Origin of the sequence: Actinomadura kijaniata NBRC 14229, from assembly GCF_001552175.1 — a bacterium.
GTDB classification, from domain to species: domain Bacteria; phylum Actinomycetota; class Actinomycetes; order Streptosporangiales; family Streptosporangiaceae; genus Spirillospora; species Spirillospora kijaniata.
In genome coordinates this window covers 1-15383 of the sequence record NZ_BCQR01000046.1, presented here as the reverse complement: position 1 = coordinate 15383, position 15383 = coordinate 1, and the positions used below count along the sequence as shown (strand labels likewise).

The 15383-nt window shown below is 70.6% G+C and carries 16 protein-coding genes; 8 read left to right on the top strand and 8 right to left on the bottom strand.

All coding sequences use genetic code 11. The annotated features are described in order from the left end of the window. Positions 1–33: 33 nt before the first annotated feature. Positions 34–438 carry a Fur family transcriptional regulator gene (locus tag AKI01S_RS16430; protein ID WP_067817843.1) on the bottom strand — a complete coding sequence of 135 codons (405 nt, stop codon included), beginning with the start codon at positions 436–438 and terminating at the stop codon, positions 34–36. 434 nt (positions 439–872) lie between these two features. Here AKI01S_RS16430 and AKI01S_RS16425 point away from each other — a divergent pair, with 434 nt between their 5' ends. After that, positions 873–2072, top strand: a complete 1200-nt coding sequence (locus tag AKI01S_RS16425) for an NAD(P)/FAD-dependent oxidoreductase (RefSeq protein ID WP_067817677.1) — start codon at positions 873–875, stop codon at positions 2070–2072. 134 nt (positions 2073–2206) lie between these two features. Beyond that, a complete protein-coding gene (locus AKI01S_RS16420; RefSeq protein WP_067817674.1) occupies positions 2207–3103 on the top strand; it encodes an RNA polymerase sigma-70 factor in 897 nt (298 codons plus the stop codon). Positions 3104–3262: 159 nt separating this feature from the next. Here the strand turns inward: AKI01S_RS16420 and AKI01S_RS16415 are convergent, their stop codons facing one another. Beyond that, positions 3263–3721, bottom strand: a complete 459-nt coding sequence (locus tag AKI01S_RS16415) for a winged helix-turn-helix transcriptional regulator (RefSeq protein WP_067817671.1) — start codon at positions 3719–3721, stop codon at positions 3263–3265. A gap of 87 nt (positions 3722–3808) precedes the next feature. Between AKI01S_RS16415 and AKI01S_RS16410 the strand changes: the two genes are divergently transcribed. Beyond that, positions 3809–5023: an MFS transporter gene (locus AKI01S_RS16410; protein ID WP_157419879.1), complete on the top strand. Its 1215-nt coding sequence runs from the start codon at positions 3809–3811 to the stop codon at positions 5021–5023. A gap of 85 nt (positions 5024–5108) precedes the next feature. Here the strand turns inward: AKI01S_RS16410 and AKI01S_RS16405 are convergent, their stop codons facing one another. Both AKI01S_RS16405 and AKI01S_RS16400 read right to left on the bottom strand, forming a co-directional pair. Beyond that, positions 5109–5888, bottom strand: a complete 780-nt coding sequence (locus AKI01S_RS16405; RefSeq protein WP_245681648.1) for an NAD(P)-binding domain-containing protein — start codon at positions 5886–5888, stop codon at positions 5109–5111. A 239-nt stretch (positions 5889–6127) separates the two neighbouring features. Beyond that, positions 6128–7126 (bottom strand): threonine ammonia-lyase, encoded by a 999-nt coding sequence (locus AKI01S_RS16400; RefSeq protein ID WP_067817665.1) that lies wholly within the window; start codon positions 7124–7126, stop codon positions 6128–6130. Positions 7127–7227: 101 nt separating this feature from the next. Here AKI01S_RS16400 and AKI01S_RS16395 point away from each other — a divergent pair, with 101 nt between their 5' ends. Continuing rightward, positions 7228–7761 carry an Lrp/AsnC family transcriptional regulator gene (locus AKI01S_RS16395; RefSeq protein WP_067817663.1) on the top strand — a complete coding sequence of 178 codons (534 nt, stop codon included), beginning with the start codon at positions 7228–7230 and terminating at the stop codon, positions 7759–7761. Between the two features lie 93 nt (positions 7762–7854). Here the strand turns inward: AKI01S_RS16395 and AKI01S_RS50580 are convergent, their stop codons facing one another. Further along, complete coding sequence (locus tag AKI01S_RS50580; RefSeq protein WP_157419878.1) at positions 7855–8472, bottom strand: hypothetical protein; 618 nt, start codon at positions 8470–8472, stop codon at positions 7855–7857. Positions 8473–8475: 3 nt separating this feature from the next. On the opposite strand from AKI01S_RS50580, the gene AKI01S_RS50575 reads away from it, so the two are divergent. From AKI01S_RS50575 to AKI01S_RS54845, 3 genes are all read left to right on the top strand, one after another. Beyond that, positions 8476–8847: a hypothetical protein gene (locus tag AKI01S_RS50575; protein ID WP_157419877.1), complete on the top strand. Its 372-nt coding sequence runs from the start codon at positions 8476–8478 to the stop codon at positions 8845–8847. Between the two features lie 424 nt (positions 8848–9271). Then, on the top strand, positions 9272–9682 hold the full coding sequence (locus AKI01S_RS53480) for a DUF4158 domain-containing protein (RefSeq protein ID WP_067817657.1): 411 nt from the start codon (positions 9272–9274) through the stop codon (positions 9680–9682). 283 nt (positions 9683–9965) lie between these two features. Then, positions 9966–10727 (top strand): Tn3 family transposase, encoded by a 762-nt coding sequence (locus tag AKI01S_RS54845; protein WP_439951671.1) that lies wholly within the window; start codon positions 9966–9968, stop codon positions 10725–10727. A gap of 15 nt (positions 10728–10742) precedes the next feature. Here the strand turns inward: AKI01S_RS54845 and AKI01S_RS49230 are convergent, their stop codons facing one another. From AKI01S_RS49230 to AKI01S_RS16365, 3 genes are all read right to left on the bottom strand, one after another. Continuing rightward, positions 10743–11405 carry a recombinase family protein gene (locus tag AKI01S_RS49230; RefSeq protein WP_157419876.1) on the bottom strand — a complete coding sequence of 221 codons (663 nt, stop codon included), beginning with the start codon at positions 11403–11405 and terminating at the stop codon, positions 10743–10745. Between the two features lie 262 nt (positions 11406–11667). Beyond that, positions 11668–12516: a helix-turn-helix domain-containing protein gene (locus tag AKI01S_RS16370; protein ID WP_245681646.1), complete on the bottom strand. Its 849-nt coding sequence runs from the start codon at positions 12514–12516 to the stop codon at positions 11668–11670. A gap of 52 nt (positions 12517–12568) precedes the next feature. Further along, complete coding sequence (locus AKI01S_RS16365) at positions 12569–13396, bottom strand: alpha/beta fold hydrolase (RefSeq protein ID WP_169813968.1); 828 nt, start codon at positions 13394–13396, stop codon at positions 12569–12571. 702 nt (positions 13397–14098) lie between these two features. Here AKI01S_RS16365 and AKI01S_RS16360 point away from each other — a divergent pair. Beyond that, on the top strand, positions 14099–15334 hold the full coding sequence (locus tag AKI01S_RS16360) for an IS110 family RNA-guided transposase (RefSeq protein WP_157419875.1): 1236 nt from the start codon (positions 14099–14101) through the stop codon (positions 15332–15334). Positions 15335–15383: the final 49 nt, after the last annotated feature.

The following is a 15383-nucleotide window of genomic DNA, read 5'->3' as shown; positions in this document are numbered from 1 at the left end:
AGGGAGGATCCTTCCGGGCTGGGCAGCGGTGAATCAGGAACTCTGGGTGGTGGAACAGTCGGGGCACAGGCCCCAGTAGATGACCTCGGCCTCGTCGATGGAGAAGCCGCGGTCGTCGGAGGCGGTCAGGCAGGGGGCCTCACCGACGGCGCAGTCGGCGTCGGCGATGGTCCCGCACGACCGGCACACGATGTGGTGGTGGTTGTCCCCGACCCGCGACTCGTAGCGCGCCACGGAGCCGGACGGCTGGATGCGCCGCACCAGACCCGCCGCCGTCAGCGTGTGCAGCGAGTCGTACACGGCCTGGTGGGACACCTTCGGGAGATCCCGGCGCACGGCACCGATGATCGAGTCTGTGTCGGCGTGCGGATGCGCGTGCACGGCGCCCAGCACCGCGACCCGCGGACGGGTCACACGCAGTCCGGCCCCGCGCAACATCCGTTGGAAGTCCAAGGGCGTGGCCACGCGCCACAGACTGCTCCACTTTCTGGAATGGGTCAAGATACTGAATGAATTAAGTATGTAGACCCAGGTCAGAGGCGGTCCACCGGCTACGGCGCGAGAGCAGGCAGCGTCGGACCCTGATCAACCGGGTCGAGGCACCTACTCTCGCCCAACTCCGCCCGGAGCGGAAGACTCTCCCGCATCCGGATCGCCCCTCCCTCGGATCGAGCTGTCCAAGGTGCCGGCGCTCGGAGATCCACGGTCGCGTCCCGAGACACCACCAGCCCCCCGCTGGGACAGCGGCGGCGCTGGTCGGCGCGTGGGACGGGAGGCGCTCTCGTACGCGAGCAGTGATCTGCCTCACGTGTGTCACAAAGGCCAGGTACGCGGTGTCTAGTGAGCGATTCCCGGACAGAGAAGGAGAGGCCATGGCTGCGAACACCGAGGTGGTCGTGATCGGCGGCGGATACGCCGGCGTCATGGCGGCCAACCGCCTGACCCAGCGCGACGACGTGACGGTGACGCTGGTCAACCCGCGTCCGACCTTCGTCGAGCGGATCCGCCTGCACCAGCTGGTGGGCGGGTCCCACGGCACGGTCGTCGACTACCGGAAGGTCCTGGCCGACGGTGTCCGGCTGGTGGTCGACACCGTGACCAGGATCGACGCGGCCGAGCGCGGGGTGACGCTGGCGACCGGCGGCACGGTCGGCTACGACTACCTGATCTACGCGGTGGGCAGCGGCAGCGCCGACCCGCGGGTGCCGGGGGCGGGCGAGTTCGCCTACCCGATCGCCACGCTGGAGGAGTCGCAGAGGTTGCGGTCGGTCCTGGACGCCGCGCCCGCGACGGCCGCGGTGACCGTGGTCGGAGCCGGTCCGGCCGGCATCGAGACCGCCGCCGAGCTGGCCGAGCTGGGCCGGACGGTGACCCTGGTGTGCGGCGGGGCGCTCGGCCCGTACCTGCACCCGCGAGGCCGACGCGCGATCGCCAGGCGGCTGGCCGGGCTCGGGGTGACCGTGCTCGACGGCCCCGGCACGCAGGTGACGGCCGTGACGCGCGACGCCGTGCGGCTCAGCGACGGCCGCCGGGTGCCGAGCGAGGTGACCATCTGGACCGCCGGGTTCGGCGTGCCTGACCTGGCCGCGCGCAGCGGACTGAGCACCGACGCCCTGGGGCGCCTGCTCACCGACGAGACCCTGACCAGCGTGGACGACGTCCGCATCGTCGCGGCCGGGGACTCGGCGGCGCCGTCGGACCTGCCGTTCCGGATGGGCTGCCAGTCCGCGGTCCAGCTCGGGCCCCAGGCCGCCGAGACGGTGCTCAGCCGGATCGCGGGCGAGCGGCCCGCCTCCATCGACGTGGGCTTCCTCGGCCAGTGCATCAGCCTGGGGCGCCACGTCGGCGTCTTCCAGTTCTCGCGCAGGAACGACACCGCGATCAGGCTCTACGTGGGGGGCCGCCCGGGCGCGAAGCTCAAGGAACTCGTGTGCAGGAGCACCGTCTGGCAGCTGGGATACGAGGCGCGCAGGCCCGGTGCGCGCACCTGGTGGGCCAAGGACGCCAGGCGCCGGCAACTGCTCCAGGCCAACCGCGAGGCACCGGCCCCCGCCGTTGAACGGGCCACCTGACCAGGCACTCGCGTGCGACCCGGTCTGCCCGCAACGGAGCCGGAGCGCACCGGACGGCCGCCCACGAAAAAGGATCTTGCTGTGGAAACACGATCGGATGCCGTCGACGACCATCGAGGGGAAGGCGGCGGGCGATGAGCGATCACGCGACCAACGTGGCGACCGAGATCTTTCTCGCCCACCGCAACCTGCTGTTCACCGTCGCCTACGAGATGCTCGGCTCGGCGGCCGACGCCGAGGACGTCCTCCAGGAGACGTGGCTGCGGTGGGTCAGGGCCGACCTGGGGCAGGTCCGCGACCAGCGCGCCTACCTGGTCCGGATCACCACCCGGCAGGCGCTCAACCGGCTGCGCGTCCTGAAGCGCCGCAAGGAGTCCTACGTCGGTCCCTGGTTGCCCGAGCCGCTGCTCACCACGCCGGACGTGGCCGAGGACGTCGAACTCGCCGAGAGCGTGTCCATGGCGCTCATGCTCGTCCTGGAAACGCTCTCGCCGACCGAACGTGCCGTCTTCGTCCTGCGCGAGGTCTTCGACTTCGGCTACGACGAGATCGCGGCCGCCGTCGGCAAGAACCCCGCGGCCGTCCGGCAGATCGCCCACCGTGCCCGCCGGCACGTCGAGGCCCGCCGCCCCCGCGAGACGGTCTCCTCCGACCAGACCCAGGCGGTCCTGGAGTCGTTCCGGCGCGCGTTCGAAACCGGGGACCTGCAGCTCATGCTCGACGTCCTCGCCCCCGACGTCGTCCTGGTGAGCGACGGCGGCGGCGTCAAGCAGGCCGCGCTGCGTCCGATCGCCGGCGCCGAGAAGGTGGTCCGCGCGTTCTCCGGCGGTCTGCGGAAGGCCGAAGGCACGCTCACCGGTGAACTGACCGTGGTCAACGGCAACCCGGCGCTCCTCGTTCACCTCAACGGCGAGCTCGACGGCGTCCTGGCGATCCGTTTCGAGGACGCCCGCATCACCGGCCTCTACTACGTCCGCAACCCGGAGAAGCTGACCCACATCGCAGCCGAGACCTCGCTCACCCTGCGCTGAACGGCCGTCGGGACCAGCCGCTCAGGAGCTTGACCGAAGGGCGGCGCATGGAATGCGCGGATTCTGGTGGCGCCACTCCAGACGCGCAGCGAGCAAGGCGTGCCCGCCCGCCGTCCGCTCGACCGCACCGTTCTTCGAGTGGACCGGGACTTCGCGGTTCTACCGGACCTTCTGCACGTGGGTGGTGTCGGCGTCGAGGAGGGCGCCGTCGGTGCTGGTCGGCACGATTTCCGGCACAGGGGTGCCGTGCTGGTCGACGAGGGTGGAGTGCACCTCGCCGGGGGCGAAGGCGTGGCGTTCTCCCCACTGTCGCAGGGTGAGGATGACGGGGAAGAGGTCCCGGCCGGCGTCGGTGAGCACGTACTCCTGGCGTCGGCCCGACGGCGCGGTGCGCTGGGCGAGAAGTCCGTGAGCGGTGAGCTTGCGGAGGCGGTCGGTGAGGATGTTGCGGGCGATGCCGGTGCGCCGCTGGAACTCGGTGAACGAGCGCGCCCCGTCCATCGCGTCACGGATGACGAGAAGGCTCCACCTGTCGCCGACGAGGTCGAGCGTGCGGGCGACGGGGCAGTGGGCGTCGGTCCAGCCGGGGTCCGGGGCGCGCATGGCGGTGCGCGGCATGACACCTCCCGATCAGTTGCGGATTGAAACCATCATGCCCTACGGTCAAATTGGTTGCAATCTGCTACTGATTTGGATGGAGGCACGATGGACGTGTGGCGGCGGTCGCTGCTCGCCGTGGTGTGCGGTGTCGCTGTGGCGAGCATCTATGCCGCGCAGCCGGTGCTGGAGCCGATGGGACGCGATCTCGGTGTGTCGGCGGAACTCGCCGGGTGGATCGTCGCGACCGGCCAGTTCGGCTATCTGGCCGGGCTGGTGCTGCTGGTCCCGCTCGGCGACGTGGTCGACAGGCGCCGCCTCATCGCCGTGCACCTGGCGCTCACCGCGGCGGGCATGATCCTGACGGCCTCGGCGGCGGCCGCGTGGATGGCGTTCGTGGGACTCGCGGCGGCCGGGGTGTTCGCGGTCGTGGTGCAGACCACGGTGGCCTACGCCGCGTCCGTCTCGCCACCTGCCGAACGCGGACGGAACATCGGCGTCGTGACCTCGGGCGTCGTGGTCGGCATCCTCGGCGCGCGGGTCGTCACCGGCACGCTCGCCGAAGTGTGGGGCTGGCGGAGCGTCTACGCCGTGCTCGCGGTGCTGTCGCTCGGGCTCGCGGCCCTCGTCCTCGCCGCGCTGCCGCCGGAGGAGCGCCCCCACCGGCCTGCGGGGTACGGACGGGCCGTCGTCTCGCTCGGCGGACTGTTCGGGCAACGCGTCTTCCTGACGCGCGGGCTCATCGCGTTCTTCCTGTTCGCCTCGTTCGGGACCCTGTGGAGCGGCCTGTCCCTGCCGCTGGCGGACGCGCCGTGGCGGCTGAACGAGAGCCAGATCGGACTGTTCGGCATCGCCGGACTCGCCGGCGCGCTCGGCGCGGTACGCGCGGGACGGTGGGCGGACGCGGGACGGGCGGCCCCGGTCACCGGTCTCGCGCTCATCCTGCTCATCCTCTCGTGGGCGGCGATCGCGCGGCTGCCATGGTCGCTGTGGCTCCTCGCCGCCGGGATCGTGCTCCTCGACTTCGCGGTCCAGGTCGTGCATGTGAGCAACCAGCAGTCGCTCACCGCCGCGCATCCGGATCGCACCAGCGGCGTCATCGGCGGCTACATGCTGTTCTACTCGCTCGGCTCCGCCCTCGGCGCGGCCGCGACCACCGCCGTCTTCACCATCCACGGCTGGACGGGCTCCAGCCTCCTCGGCGCCGGGTTCGCGGCCTGCGCGCTGACCGTCTGGGCGATCGACAGGCGACTGCCTCGCGATAACGCGACTCCCCGGCCCGAAAAAGTAGACACCCCGCGATGCCCGGCTACCAGCCCATGACCTTCAACATCGACTCGGGCGGTTCCGCCGGCGACGGCGTGGTCGCGGGTCCCCTCTCAGGGCCGCCCGTTCGACGAGACCGGAGCTATCGCTGACGTTGTCCCTCAAGGCGGATGAGGAGGTCATCGAGGGCCTTGCCGAGGGCGTCGGAGTTGGCCGGGGTGAACCACGTGGTGCGGATGCGTTCGTTGCTTCCGTTCGGGGTTTCGTGGTCGGCCGCGAGCTGGTGCAGGGAGCGGGTCCGGTCGCTCAGCGCGCGGCCGACGCCCTGGAAGAGACCGCGAACGTAGCGGTCCGCGTCGTCGGCGGCGATGCCGTGGCCGACAGCCCACGACGTGAGCGTGGCGAGGTAGGCCAGGTGGGTGGTCAACGTTCCCGTCAGTGCGGAGAAGACGTTGAAGACCGACTCGTCCGCGACCGGAAGCACACCACCCAGGCTCTCGAAGAGGGAGTCCACCGTCGGATGGGAGGGATACGTCACCGTGACGGAGCGGCGTTCGCGTACGGCGGGCAGGGGGATGGCGCGGACCAGCGGGGCGTCGGTGGCCAGCGTCCGGCGCAGGTCGTCGACGCTGACGCCGGCCATCACGTTGACCACCGGCCTGCCGCCGTCCACCCTCACACCGGCGAGTGCTTCGTGCCGGTCCTGGCCGCGGACAGCGATGATCACCAACTCGGAGCGGTCCACCACCTCCTGGTTGTCGGCGCACACCCGTATGCTCTCGAATCGCTGCGCCAGCTCCGCGGCCGTACCCGCTCCCCGAGGGGAGAGGAACACCTCCGGTGGCTCGTCGCGCCCCTCGCACAGGCCCGTTACGATGGCGCGGCCGATCTCGCCCACTCCGATGATGCCGATGCGGTTCACTGCGTCTACCTCCATGGTGCGTGGCGGTGGGATGTCCGGGTTCGACGCTGGGTCGGGAAGGCGGTCCTGGCTGGTTCCGCGCGAAAGACCTCGGTAGGGCGTATTCGATGTTGCTGGCCGGCACATCGGTGCGGCCGACGGTCTCAAGCGCGGCGGACCACGGTCGCTTCGGCTCCTCCCGGAGGCGTCCGGACGGATGGACGAGGAAGCGGTGCCCATCCCCGTCACCTCTTCGGTGATCAGTCGTCTTCCCGCAGAGCCGGTGCGTTCCGGGCGGACCGTGCCAGCCGGGCCGCCAGCTCCTGGACCTGTTCGGGACGCGGGTTGGCGCCGGTCAGCACCGTTGCCAATCGCTCGCCGGGGACCGCGCCCTCGGCGATCGCCGCCAGGCCCGCCGCCCCCGCCGGTTCCAGGAGGATCCCGAGCGTGCGGGCCGCCAGCTCCATGGCGGCGGCGATGGCCTCGTCGGCCACCAGGACGATCTCGTCCACCAGGGCGCGGGCCCGTCGCACCGAGTCCTCCAACGGGGTGCGCACCGCGATGCCGTCGGCGAAGGTGTGGGTGCGTTCGAGGCTGACCGCGCGGCCGGCGCGCAGGCTGTTCCGCATCGAGGGGGCGCCTTCGGCGTTGACCCCCACGATCCGGGTGCCGGGAGCGTGCTCCTTCACCCAGCGCGCGACGCCGTTGATCAGCGCGCCGTCGCCGACCGGGAGCACCACCGCGTCGAAGCCCCGACCGCCCGCGCTGCGGATCAGTTCGACTCCGATCGTTCCGGCGCCTTCGGCGATCGCCGCCTGGAGACCGTCCTGCAGGTAGACGCGGTCCGGGTGGCGTTCAGCGTGAGCGGCGGCGGCCTTCCGCGCCGACGAGCCGTCCGGACCGGCCGTGATGACGCGGGCGCCGAAGGTCTCCATCCGCTCGCGCTTGCCGGGATTGACCGTCTCGGGCACGAACACCTCGACCGGCATCCCGCGGGACCGTCCCGCGTAGGCGACGGCCTGCCCGAAGTTGCCCGAGCTGGCGCACACCACCGGAGTGCCGGGGGCGAGCGTGCTCAGCATCAGATCGGCGCCCCGACCCTTGAAGCTGCGTACCGGGTTGGCCGTCTCCAGCTTCACCGTCACCGCGCGGCCGCCCAGCGCCTCGCACAGCTGCTCGTCGCGGTACTGGGGGGTGTTGAGGAACACCGGATCGATCACCTGCACGGCCTTCTCGATCCGTGCCACGTCCAGGTCCATGCGTATCGCCTCTCGTCGGGGGCTGCGGAACCCGACCGACGCTAATCGAACACCCGATCGAAGCGATTGAGAATATTCGCGCCGGCACGCAATAATCTTGCGTGCCCGAACCACCGTCACCCCGCCTGGACGAGATCGACGCCCGGCTCCTGGACCTGCTCCAGCACGACGCCGGACGCACCCTGCACGACCTCGGTGAACAGGTGGGACTCTCCCCGAGCGCCGTCCAGCGACGGATCGCCCGCTACCGCAAGGACGGCCTCATCTCCAGGCAGGTCGCCGTTCTCGACCCGCACCGCCTCGGCCCCACCGTCCTGGCCACGGTCCTGGTGACCCTGAAGGAGGAATCGTTCGAGCACCATCGCGCCTTCGCCGAACGGATGCGCTCGGACCCGCAGGTCCAGCAGTGCTACCAGGTCGCGGGGCCGTGGGACTACGTGGTCGTCCTGGCCGCACGGAGCATGCGCGACTGCAGCCGCCTCGGCGACCGCCTGTTCAAGGCGGACGACAACATCAGGCGTTACGAGACCCTGCTCGTCTTCGACACCATCAAGACCGGCCTGGCCCTCCCGCTTCCGGCACCGCAGTCCCCCCAACCGCAAGACGAGCGGCCATCAACAGGAAGTCCGGATTGACGGGCGTCCAGGCCCAGCGCAAAATGCCCACCTCCTGAAAGACGGCGTTGAACGCGGCGGACGACATCGGCGCGATCCCGCACGAGATCAACCTCAGCCAGAACCGCCGTCCCTGGGCTCCCCCGCCTCGGCGGATGCTGGAGCGGCGGACTGCGCGCTGAGCGAGGCCTCGGCTGCCGCGGCTCGTTCTCGTTGGGCGGCGGCCTCGGCGCGGACGGCGGTCAGTTCCTCCTCCAGCCGCGTGCGCAGGGCTTGCTGTGCGGCCAGGGCCGCCGCGTGCTCGGACCGATCACGGTCGGCCGCCGCCCGTAGCGCCGATATCTCCGCCGCCAACTTCTCGGCCCGGACGCTGGCGGCCTGGTGCTCGCGGCGGAGTTGCTCCAGTTCCCGCTCGGCGGTCTCGACGCGGGCGCGTTCGGTACGGGTCTCCCCCTGTGCGGTGGCCAGCGCCTCACGGGTGGCCGCCAGTGTGGCGACCGTTCGGTCCAGCTCGGTGCGGCCCTGCTCCAGTTGCGCGGCCTGCCGATCGATCACGTTCTGGAGCCGGGAGAGTTCCTGCTCGTGGGCGTCGCGGGCCGCGCGCAGTTCGGCGGTCTTGGCGTCTCGGGCGGCCTCGGCGTGCGCCTGGGCCTGGCGGGCCGCGTCGCGAACCTGCTGATGGGCCTCCACCAGGGCGGCGCAGTCGACGCGGGTCTGTTCGGCGTCCGCCACGGCTTGCTCAGCCGTGGCCTGGGCCTGCTGCTGCGCGGCGGCCGCTGCCCGGGCGGCCTGCTCGGCCTGATGCCGCGCGCGTTCGGCGTCTTCGGCGCGCGCCTCGGCGTCGGCGGCGGCCTGGCGGGCGGCGACGGTCTCGGCCTCGGCCCGCTCCACCCTGCTCAGCGCACCCTGCTGAGCCTGACCGAGGAACTCCAACGCCTGGCCGAGCCGCTCCTGCAACGCGGTGATCGCGGCAGGAAGGTCCCGGGCCAGAGCCTCGGCGCGGGCGAGGGGCTCGTCAACGGCCGCCGCATCGACCGCCCGCCGGTCACGGCTGGCCTGGTCAGCGTGGGCCTTACTGCAGTACTTGGCCGGACGCCCCCGCCGTGACGACGGCACCTCCAACTCACAGCCATCCAACGCACACACCCGGCGTTCCGAGGTTGAGCCACCGGCGTCAGCGGCGGATCGCGCCTCACTCAAGAGGTCCTGGGTGTCGTTCGAGCCGGTCACATCGCTACTCACCTCGCCGAGACTAGCAAACTTACGCTTCTACACACGCGAAAACATTTTCGCGCATCGAAAAAAGCGAAAAGATCAAACCAGGGAGGCTCCGTGATAATGACGCTTATCCCGGTGACCGCCTCTCGGCCCGGCTCTCCGCTCCCGAACGTGTCCTCAGCCGCCAGGTAGCTGGCTGAGAGATCACGATTGCGGTTCGTGATCGTTGCGAGTGGGTGACTGCGACGGGTTGGTTGGGGTTCCTGCTCGATCGTTTTCGCGTCGGAGACGGTCGGGTGGAGGGCGGGTTGGTGTGCGTCGGGAGTGGGAGCCGGAGGAGCTGATCGCGGCGTGGACGCTGCTGGACGGCGACTGGGATCTGGTGGGGAACAAGACGGGGGCGACGCGTCTGGGCTTCGGTCTGTTGCTGAAGTTCTTCGAGCAGGAGGGCCGGTTCCCCCGGCATGTGGGTGAGTTGCCCAAGGCCGCTGTCGACTACGTGGCGGGGCAGGTGAAGGTCGATGCGGCGCTGCTGGCGGAGTACGACTGGTCGGGCCGGTCGATCGAGCGGCACCGGGCGCAGGTGCGCCAGGCGCTGGGGTTCCGGGAGCGACCCGGGCGGATGAGGACGCGCTGGCCGAGTGGCTGGCGGACAACATCTGCCCGATGGTGTTCACCGACGAGGGGCTGCGGTCGGCGCTGCTGGCCCGCTGCCGGACGTTGAAGATCGAGCCTCCGGGCCGGGTGGACCGGATCGTGGGGGCGGGCCGGGCGCGGTTCGAGCGGGAGTTCTGCCTGCATGTGCTGAACGGCCTGTCCGCGGACTCGGCGCGGTCGCTGTGGGAGCTGGCCACTGGTGAGGACGGGTTCTTGGCCGAGCTGAAGTCCGACCCCGGGCGGTTGGGCCTGGAGACGCTGCTGGAGGAGATCGTCAAGCTCCGGCGTGCCAAAGCGCTCGGGCTTGCGGCGGATCTGTTCGGCGGGTACTCGGATCGGCTGGTGGCCTCGTGGCGGGCGCGGGCGATGGCTTCACATCCGTCGGACTTGGCGGCGAACCAGCCGCCGGTCCGGTTGACGCTGGTGGCCGCGCTGGCGTGGTCGCGGACGACGGAGATCACCGACGCGCTGGTCGATCTGTTCATCGGCTTGGTAAGCAAGATCAACACCCGGGCGGAGCGGAAGGTCGAGCGGGCGATCGAGGCCGAGGCCAAGAAGGTGCACCGCAAGACCGAGAAGCTGTTCTCGATCGCCGAGGCGTCGCTGCGGGCCCCGGAGGGCACGGTCCGGCAGGTGGTGTTCCCCGCGGTGCCGGGCGGGGAAGCGACGCTGCAGGCGCTGGTGGCCGAGGCGGCCCCAAGCACCCCACCTACAAGGCCATCGAGGAACTCGGCAAAGCGGTCAAGAGCGTGTTCGTCGCCGAGTACATCGCCTCCCAACAGTTGCGCCGGGAGATCCACGAGGGCCTGCAGGTCGTGGAGAACTGGAACTCCGCCAACACCGACCTGTTCTACGGCAGCGCCGGCACCATCCCCGGCAGCGACAAGGAGCACCAGGAAGTCTCCATGCTCAGCCTGCACCTGCTCCAGTCCGCGCTGGTGTTCATCAACACCCTGCTCGTCCAGTCCGTCCTGAAGGATCCCGCCTGGCAACAGCGTCTGACGGAGGCCGACAAGCGAGGCCTGTCCCCGCTGTTCTGGTCCAACGCGAACCTGTACGGGTCGATCGACATCGACATGGAGCGCCGCCTCGACATCGGCCTCGCGGCCTGACCACCGCCCCTCTGATCATCCTGATCGAGGGGGCGGGATCGGCCTGTCGGGCAGCAGGCCGGCCAGCGCGGTCCGGACGGCGGCCCGGCTCACCCTATGGGCTCGGGCCAGAGCTGCGATCGAGGCGCCCTGGTCGGTGAACGCCGACCGCACCTCCTCCAGCCGGGCGCCGGACAGCGCGGGCGGCCGGCCGCGGTAGCGGCCTTCGGCTTCCGCCGCGGCGATCCCTTCGGCGGTCAGTTCGTTCTGCAGATCGCGCTGGAACTGCCCGACGGCGGTGATCACATTGATGATCAAAGCGGTGGTGGCGTCGTTGGCCGCCAGGTCGTGGAAGTTGGACAGCGGCCCGGACAGGACCCGCAGCACGACGCCGCGGGCCTGGCACCAGTCACGGACGGCGTGGATGTCGACCAGGTCGCGGCAGAGCCGAAACAACTCCGACACCGTGAGGGTGTCGCCGGGGTGCGCTGCAGCGGCGACCCTGGCGAACGCGGGCCGCTCCAGCGCGGGAATCTTGGAGGTCGTCGCCGGGTCCTCGAACAGCAGCACCCCCTCGGCCGGGTGAAACCCCTCGGCCACACCCTCGGCCCGAACCAGCAGCCCGGCCTCGGTGAGGATGTGCCGCTGCCGCAGCAGGGACTGGGCCGCAGTGGACGAACGGGAGTAGACGATCCGCACTGCGCTCCTCGGGGAGGACGAAGCCCCGTTCTACCTGTCGGAAAATACTGTCGTCAATCAGCACCCGAAACAGGCCGCCCGACGTGGCGTTTCATCCCCCGCCGTCCGATTTTCCAATTCCCCTGGACTGCCTGTCGGGAAACCACCTAATTCCGACACCGCGAGAAGGTGCCATAGCGCGATCAAGCCCACGTTGGGGAGCAGAGGGCCGCCCAGGACGGGTGCCCATGCGCGTGGCAGCCGCATCGTGTAGGCATGCTGTTCAGCGAAGGTCGGGGATGCGTTCGCTGCCCCTCGCAGGGCGCTGGGTCGGCGACGAAGTCGGCCACGCAACGGCGTCGACCGCGAGCCACGGCGCGGCGGCCAAGGCCGTGGGCGTGAGCCCGGCAAACGTCGTGACCTCGCGGTGGAGGTGGGACTGGTCGACGTAACCGCTCTCGGTGGCAACGCGGGCGGCGGCGTGACCCGCCGCGAGAAGGTGGGCGGCGTGGTCGAAGCGCACCAGCCGGGCTGCGCGTTTGGGGGTGATGCCGAGTTGGGACCGGAAGCGGGACCACAGGCGCTTGCGGCTCCAGCCGATCTCGTCCGCCAGGCCGTCGACCCGCACCCGCCCCCGGCTGGTGAGCGTCCGCCGCCAGGCGTAGGCGACCTGCGGATCGACCGGTGGGTAGGCGCCCAGCCGCCGGCCCAGAATGTCCGCCGCAATCGTGAACCGTTCGTCCCACGACGCGGCGGCGCGCAGCCTGTCCTCGGCCTGCCCGGCGTCGCGGCCCCAGACGTCCTCAAGGGCTGCCACCGCCCCGCTGAGCTCGGTCGATGCGCCGAACATCGCAGCCGCCGCGACCGGCTCCAGCCGGATCTGGAGCAGCTCGCCGACTCCCCGGCCAGTCGTCCGGAAGTCGCCGGGCAGGAGCCCGACGACGACACTGCCGTGCTCGTGCCGGCCATGGGTTTCGTAGGCGACGCCGGCTCCCTCGCTCAGATCGACGAGCAGGGTGACGGACGGATAGGCGACCATGGAGATGTCCACCGAGGCCGGGGCATGGTGGCGGAACCCGGCCATGCTGACTCCCGGCAGCCCAACCGACGGCCGCGGGATCGCGACGTCCACCCATGCCCGGTCAGGTGACGTCCCGGTCGGCAACACATGGCCAGTCTAGGCATCAGGCATCACGGGTGGTCGACGGCCCCGTTGCCGTGAAGCTCAGCAGCAGTTCGCCGACCGTCTCGGGCGCTTCCAGCATGGGCAGGTGCCCGACGCCTGGCAGCAACTCGACCCGGGCGTTCGGCACCGCGTCGTACCGGTGCGCCGAGGACGGCTCCCAGCGGGGGTCCGCAGCACCGAAGATCACCTGTACGGGGACCCCGAGGGCGGCCAGGCGCTCGGGCACGCTCCGTTCGGCGATGTAGGCGGTGTTCTGGCGCAGCACCGTCCTCATCACGCGGTAGGTGATGCCCCGTACGTCGGCGACCACGTCGTCCGGGAGGTCCACCGGGCGAACGGCCGTCGCGCTGATGCCCTTGCGGATCATCGCATCCGAACGCCTCGGCCAAATGAGCGGGCCCAACGGCGGGGCCAGCAGCACCCGAAGAATGAACGGCTGCCGGAGGAGCGCATCCGGACTCGGGCCGCTACTGATCAACGAAAGCGAACCCACGAGGTCGGGACGTTGCTCGGCGAGCGCAGTGGCGACGTAGCCGCCGCTGGAGTGCCCGGCCACGGCGACATGACGAAGCCCATGGTCGTCCAGCAGCGCCGCCACCTGACCCGCCTGCGCGGGCACGTCATACGACGGCGCGGGCGGGGACTGGCCGCAACCCGGCAGGTCGACCCGGATGACGTGATGGTGGCCGGCCAGCGCCGGGACCACTGGACCCCAGAAACCGCCCGAGGCCCCCGACCCGTGGATGAGCAGCAACGGCGGCGCCTGCCGCGGGCCGTCGTGGACCACGTGCATCCCATGCGAGTGCTCAATGCCGTATTCACTCATAGGGAGACTGTGCACGGGCGGCCGGCCGCCAGTCTTGGACAAATGTTCCCGCAGAGTTGAAGACCGACGGCCCCGCCACCATCGTCGTAGTCCCCGGAGGGCGGCGCTGTCATCGGCAGATGAGGACGACATCGCCCTTCCAGCACGGGGCACGATCGATCAGCCAGCACTGCATGCCCGCAGACAGGCGACGCATGATGCCGAACACCTCGTCGTACTCACGACCGTGTCGCCTATCTCTCACTCCGCTACCTGGCGGCTAATCGCATGTTGTGAGCGGGTACCGGGCCTCAGAGCCTGACTTGGCGAGGGCACCAGATGCCTGTCCCCAGACCGGTCCGCCGGTGCCCGCTCGCTCAGCTCGCCGGTCGTCGTGACCGGTGGATGCCGGGCTGATGAGCCTGACTTTGGGTGGACCTTCGAAGGTCTCGCCCCAGACCGGCCCTCCCGGCATTCTCCCGTCACGGCGGTGGCGGTTGGTGAAGCGTGGTGCCCGTGGTTCGAGCCCGTGCGCAGGGCCGATCTCCCAGACGTGGCCGAGCCGGTGAGCTCTTGCGGCAGAAGGAGATCCCTGCGGATCGCTGGAGCCGCGAACGGCTGATCGGATGTCGGACCGGCGAGTCCTTCGATTAGCAGGCCGCGCGTCTCCGCTGCGGCTGTGAGCTGCACCAATGAACCGCCTATCTGCTGCTTGGAGGAGCGCTGGCCAGACTGTTCTGCGGGATCGACTGGGCCGAACACCACCACGACATCGCCATCGTCGACGACACCGGCGCCCGCATCGCCAAGGCCCGTATCACCAACGATGCCGCGGGCCTGCGGGCCTTGCTGACTCTGCCGGCCGAGGCCGGCGACTGCCCAGACGCCCCCATCCCGATCGCGATCGAAAAGCCGCACGGACTGCTGGTGGCCAGCCTGCGCGCCACCGGCCGCCAGGTGTTCGCCATCAATCCCTATGCGGTCGCGCGCTATCGCGGCCGCCACAGTGCCTCGGGCAAGAAGTCCGACGAGCAGGACGCGCTGACCCTGGCAGGCATCTTGCGCACCGACATGGCCGCGCACCGGCCACTGCCCGCCGACTCCGATCTGGCCCGCGCGATCACCGTGCTGGCCCGCGCCCAGCAGGACGCGGTCTGGGACCGCCTCCAACTCGGCCAGCGCATCCGCGCCCTGCTGCACGACTACTACGCCGCCGCCCTGGAGGCATTCGCCCACCTGCCAGGCGGCGGCATCACCAAGGCCGAGGCCCGCGTCATCCTCACCCTGGCACCCACCCCGACGCGCGCCGCCGCCCTCACCCGCGGCCAGATCCGCGCCGCCCTCAAACGCGCTGGCCGCGCCCGCCAGGTTGAGCAGGACGTCGAACGGCTGCACCAGATCTTCCGCGCCGACCACATGCGCCTGCCCGACCTGATCGAGCAGGCCATGGGCCGCCAGCTCACCGCGCTGCTGGGCCAGCTCCAAGCCGTCTGCGCCGCCGAGCAGGACCTGGCCACCGCAGTCGAGGACGCCTTCGCCCAGCACCCCGACGCCGAAATCATCACCAGCTTCCCCGGCGTCGGCCCGCTGGTCGGAGCGCGCCTCCTGGCCGAGCTCGGCGACGACCGCACCCGGTTCGCCGACGCCCGCGGCCTGAAGGCCTACGCCGGATCGGCGCCGGTCATCCGGGCCAGCGGCCGCTCCCAACACGTCATGAACCGCAAGGTGAAGAACGACCGCCTGGCCGCCGCCGGCTACGTCTGGGCCTTCGCCTGCCTGCGCCCCTCACCAGGAGCCCGCGCCCACTACGACCGCCGCCGCACCACCGGCGACGCCCACACCGCCGCCCTGCGCCACCTGTTCAACCGGCTGATCGGCTGCCTGTTCCACTGCCTCCAAGTCCGCCGAACCTACGACGAGACCATCGCGTTCCCACCCCGCATGCTCGCTGCCGCTTGACACCACAACGTGCTCGGATGTCTGGGGACATCTTCGGGAGCGGAATGCC

What these genes read in the sequence shown, in the direction of transcription:
- AKI01S_RS16430 (WP_067817843.1), bottom strand. Translation starts at nt 438, where the DNA reads ATGTTGCGCGGGGCCGGACTGCGTGTGACCCGTCCGCGGGTCGCGGTG.
- AKI01S_RS16425 (WP_067817677.1), top strand. Translation starts at nt 873, where the DNA reads ATGGCTGCGAACACCGAGGTGGTCGTGATCGGCGGCGGATACGCCGGC.
- AKI01S_RS16420 (WP_067817674.1), top strand. Translation starts at nt 2,207, where the DNA reads ATGAGCGATCACGCGACCAACGTGGCGACCGAGATCTTTCTCGCCCAC.
- AKI01S_RS16415 (WP_067817671.1), bottom strand. Translation starts at nt 3,721, where the DNA reads ATGCCGCGCACCGCCATGCGCGCCCCGGACCCCGGCTGGACCGACGCC.
- AKI01S_RS16410 (WP_157419879.1), top strand. Translation starts at nt 3,809, where the DNA reads ATGGACGTGTGGCGGCGGTCGCTGCTCGCCGTGGTGTGCGGTGTCGCT.
- AKI01S_RS16400 (WP_067817665.1), bottom strand. Translation starts at nt 7,126, where the DNA reads ATGGACCTGGACGTGGCACGGATCGAGAAGGCCGTGCAGGTGATCGAT.
- AKI01S_RS16365 (WP_169813968.1), bottom strand. Translation starts at nt 13,396, where the DNA reads ATGAGTGAATACGGCATTGAGCACTCGCATGGGATGCACGTGGTCCAC.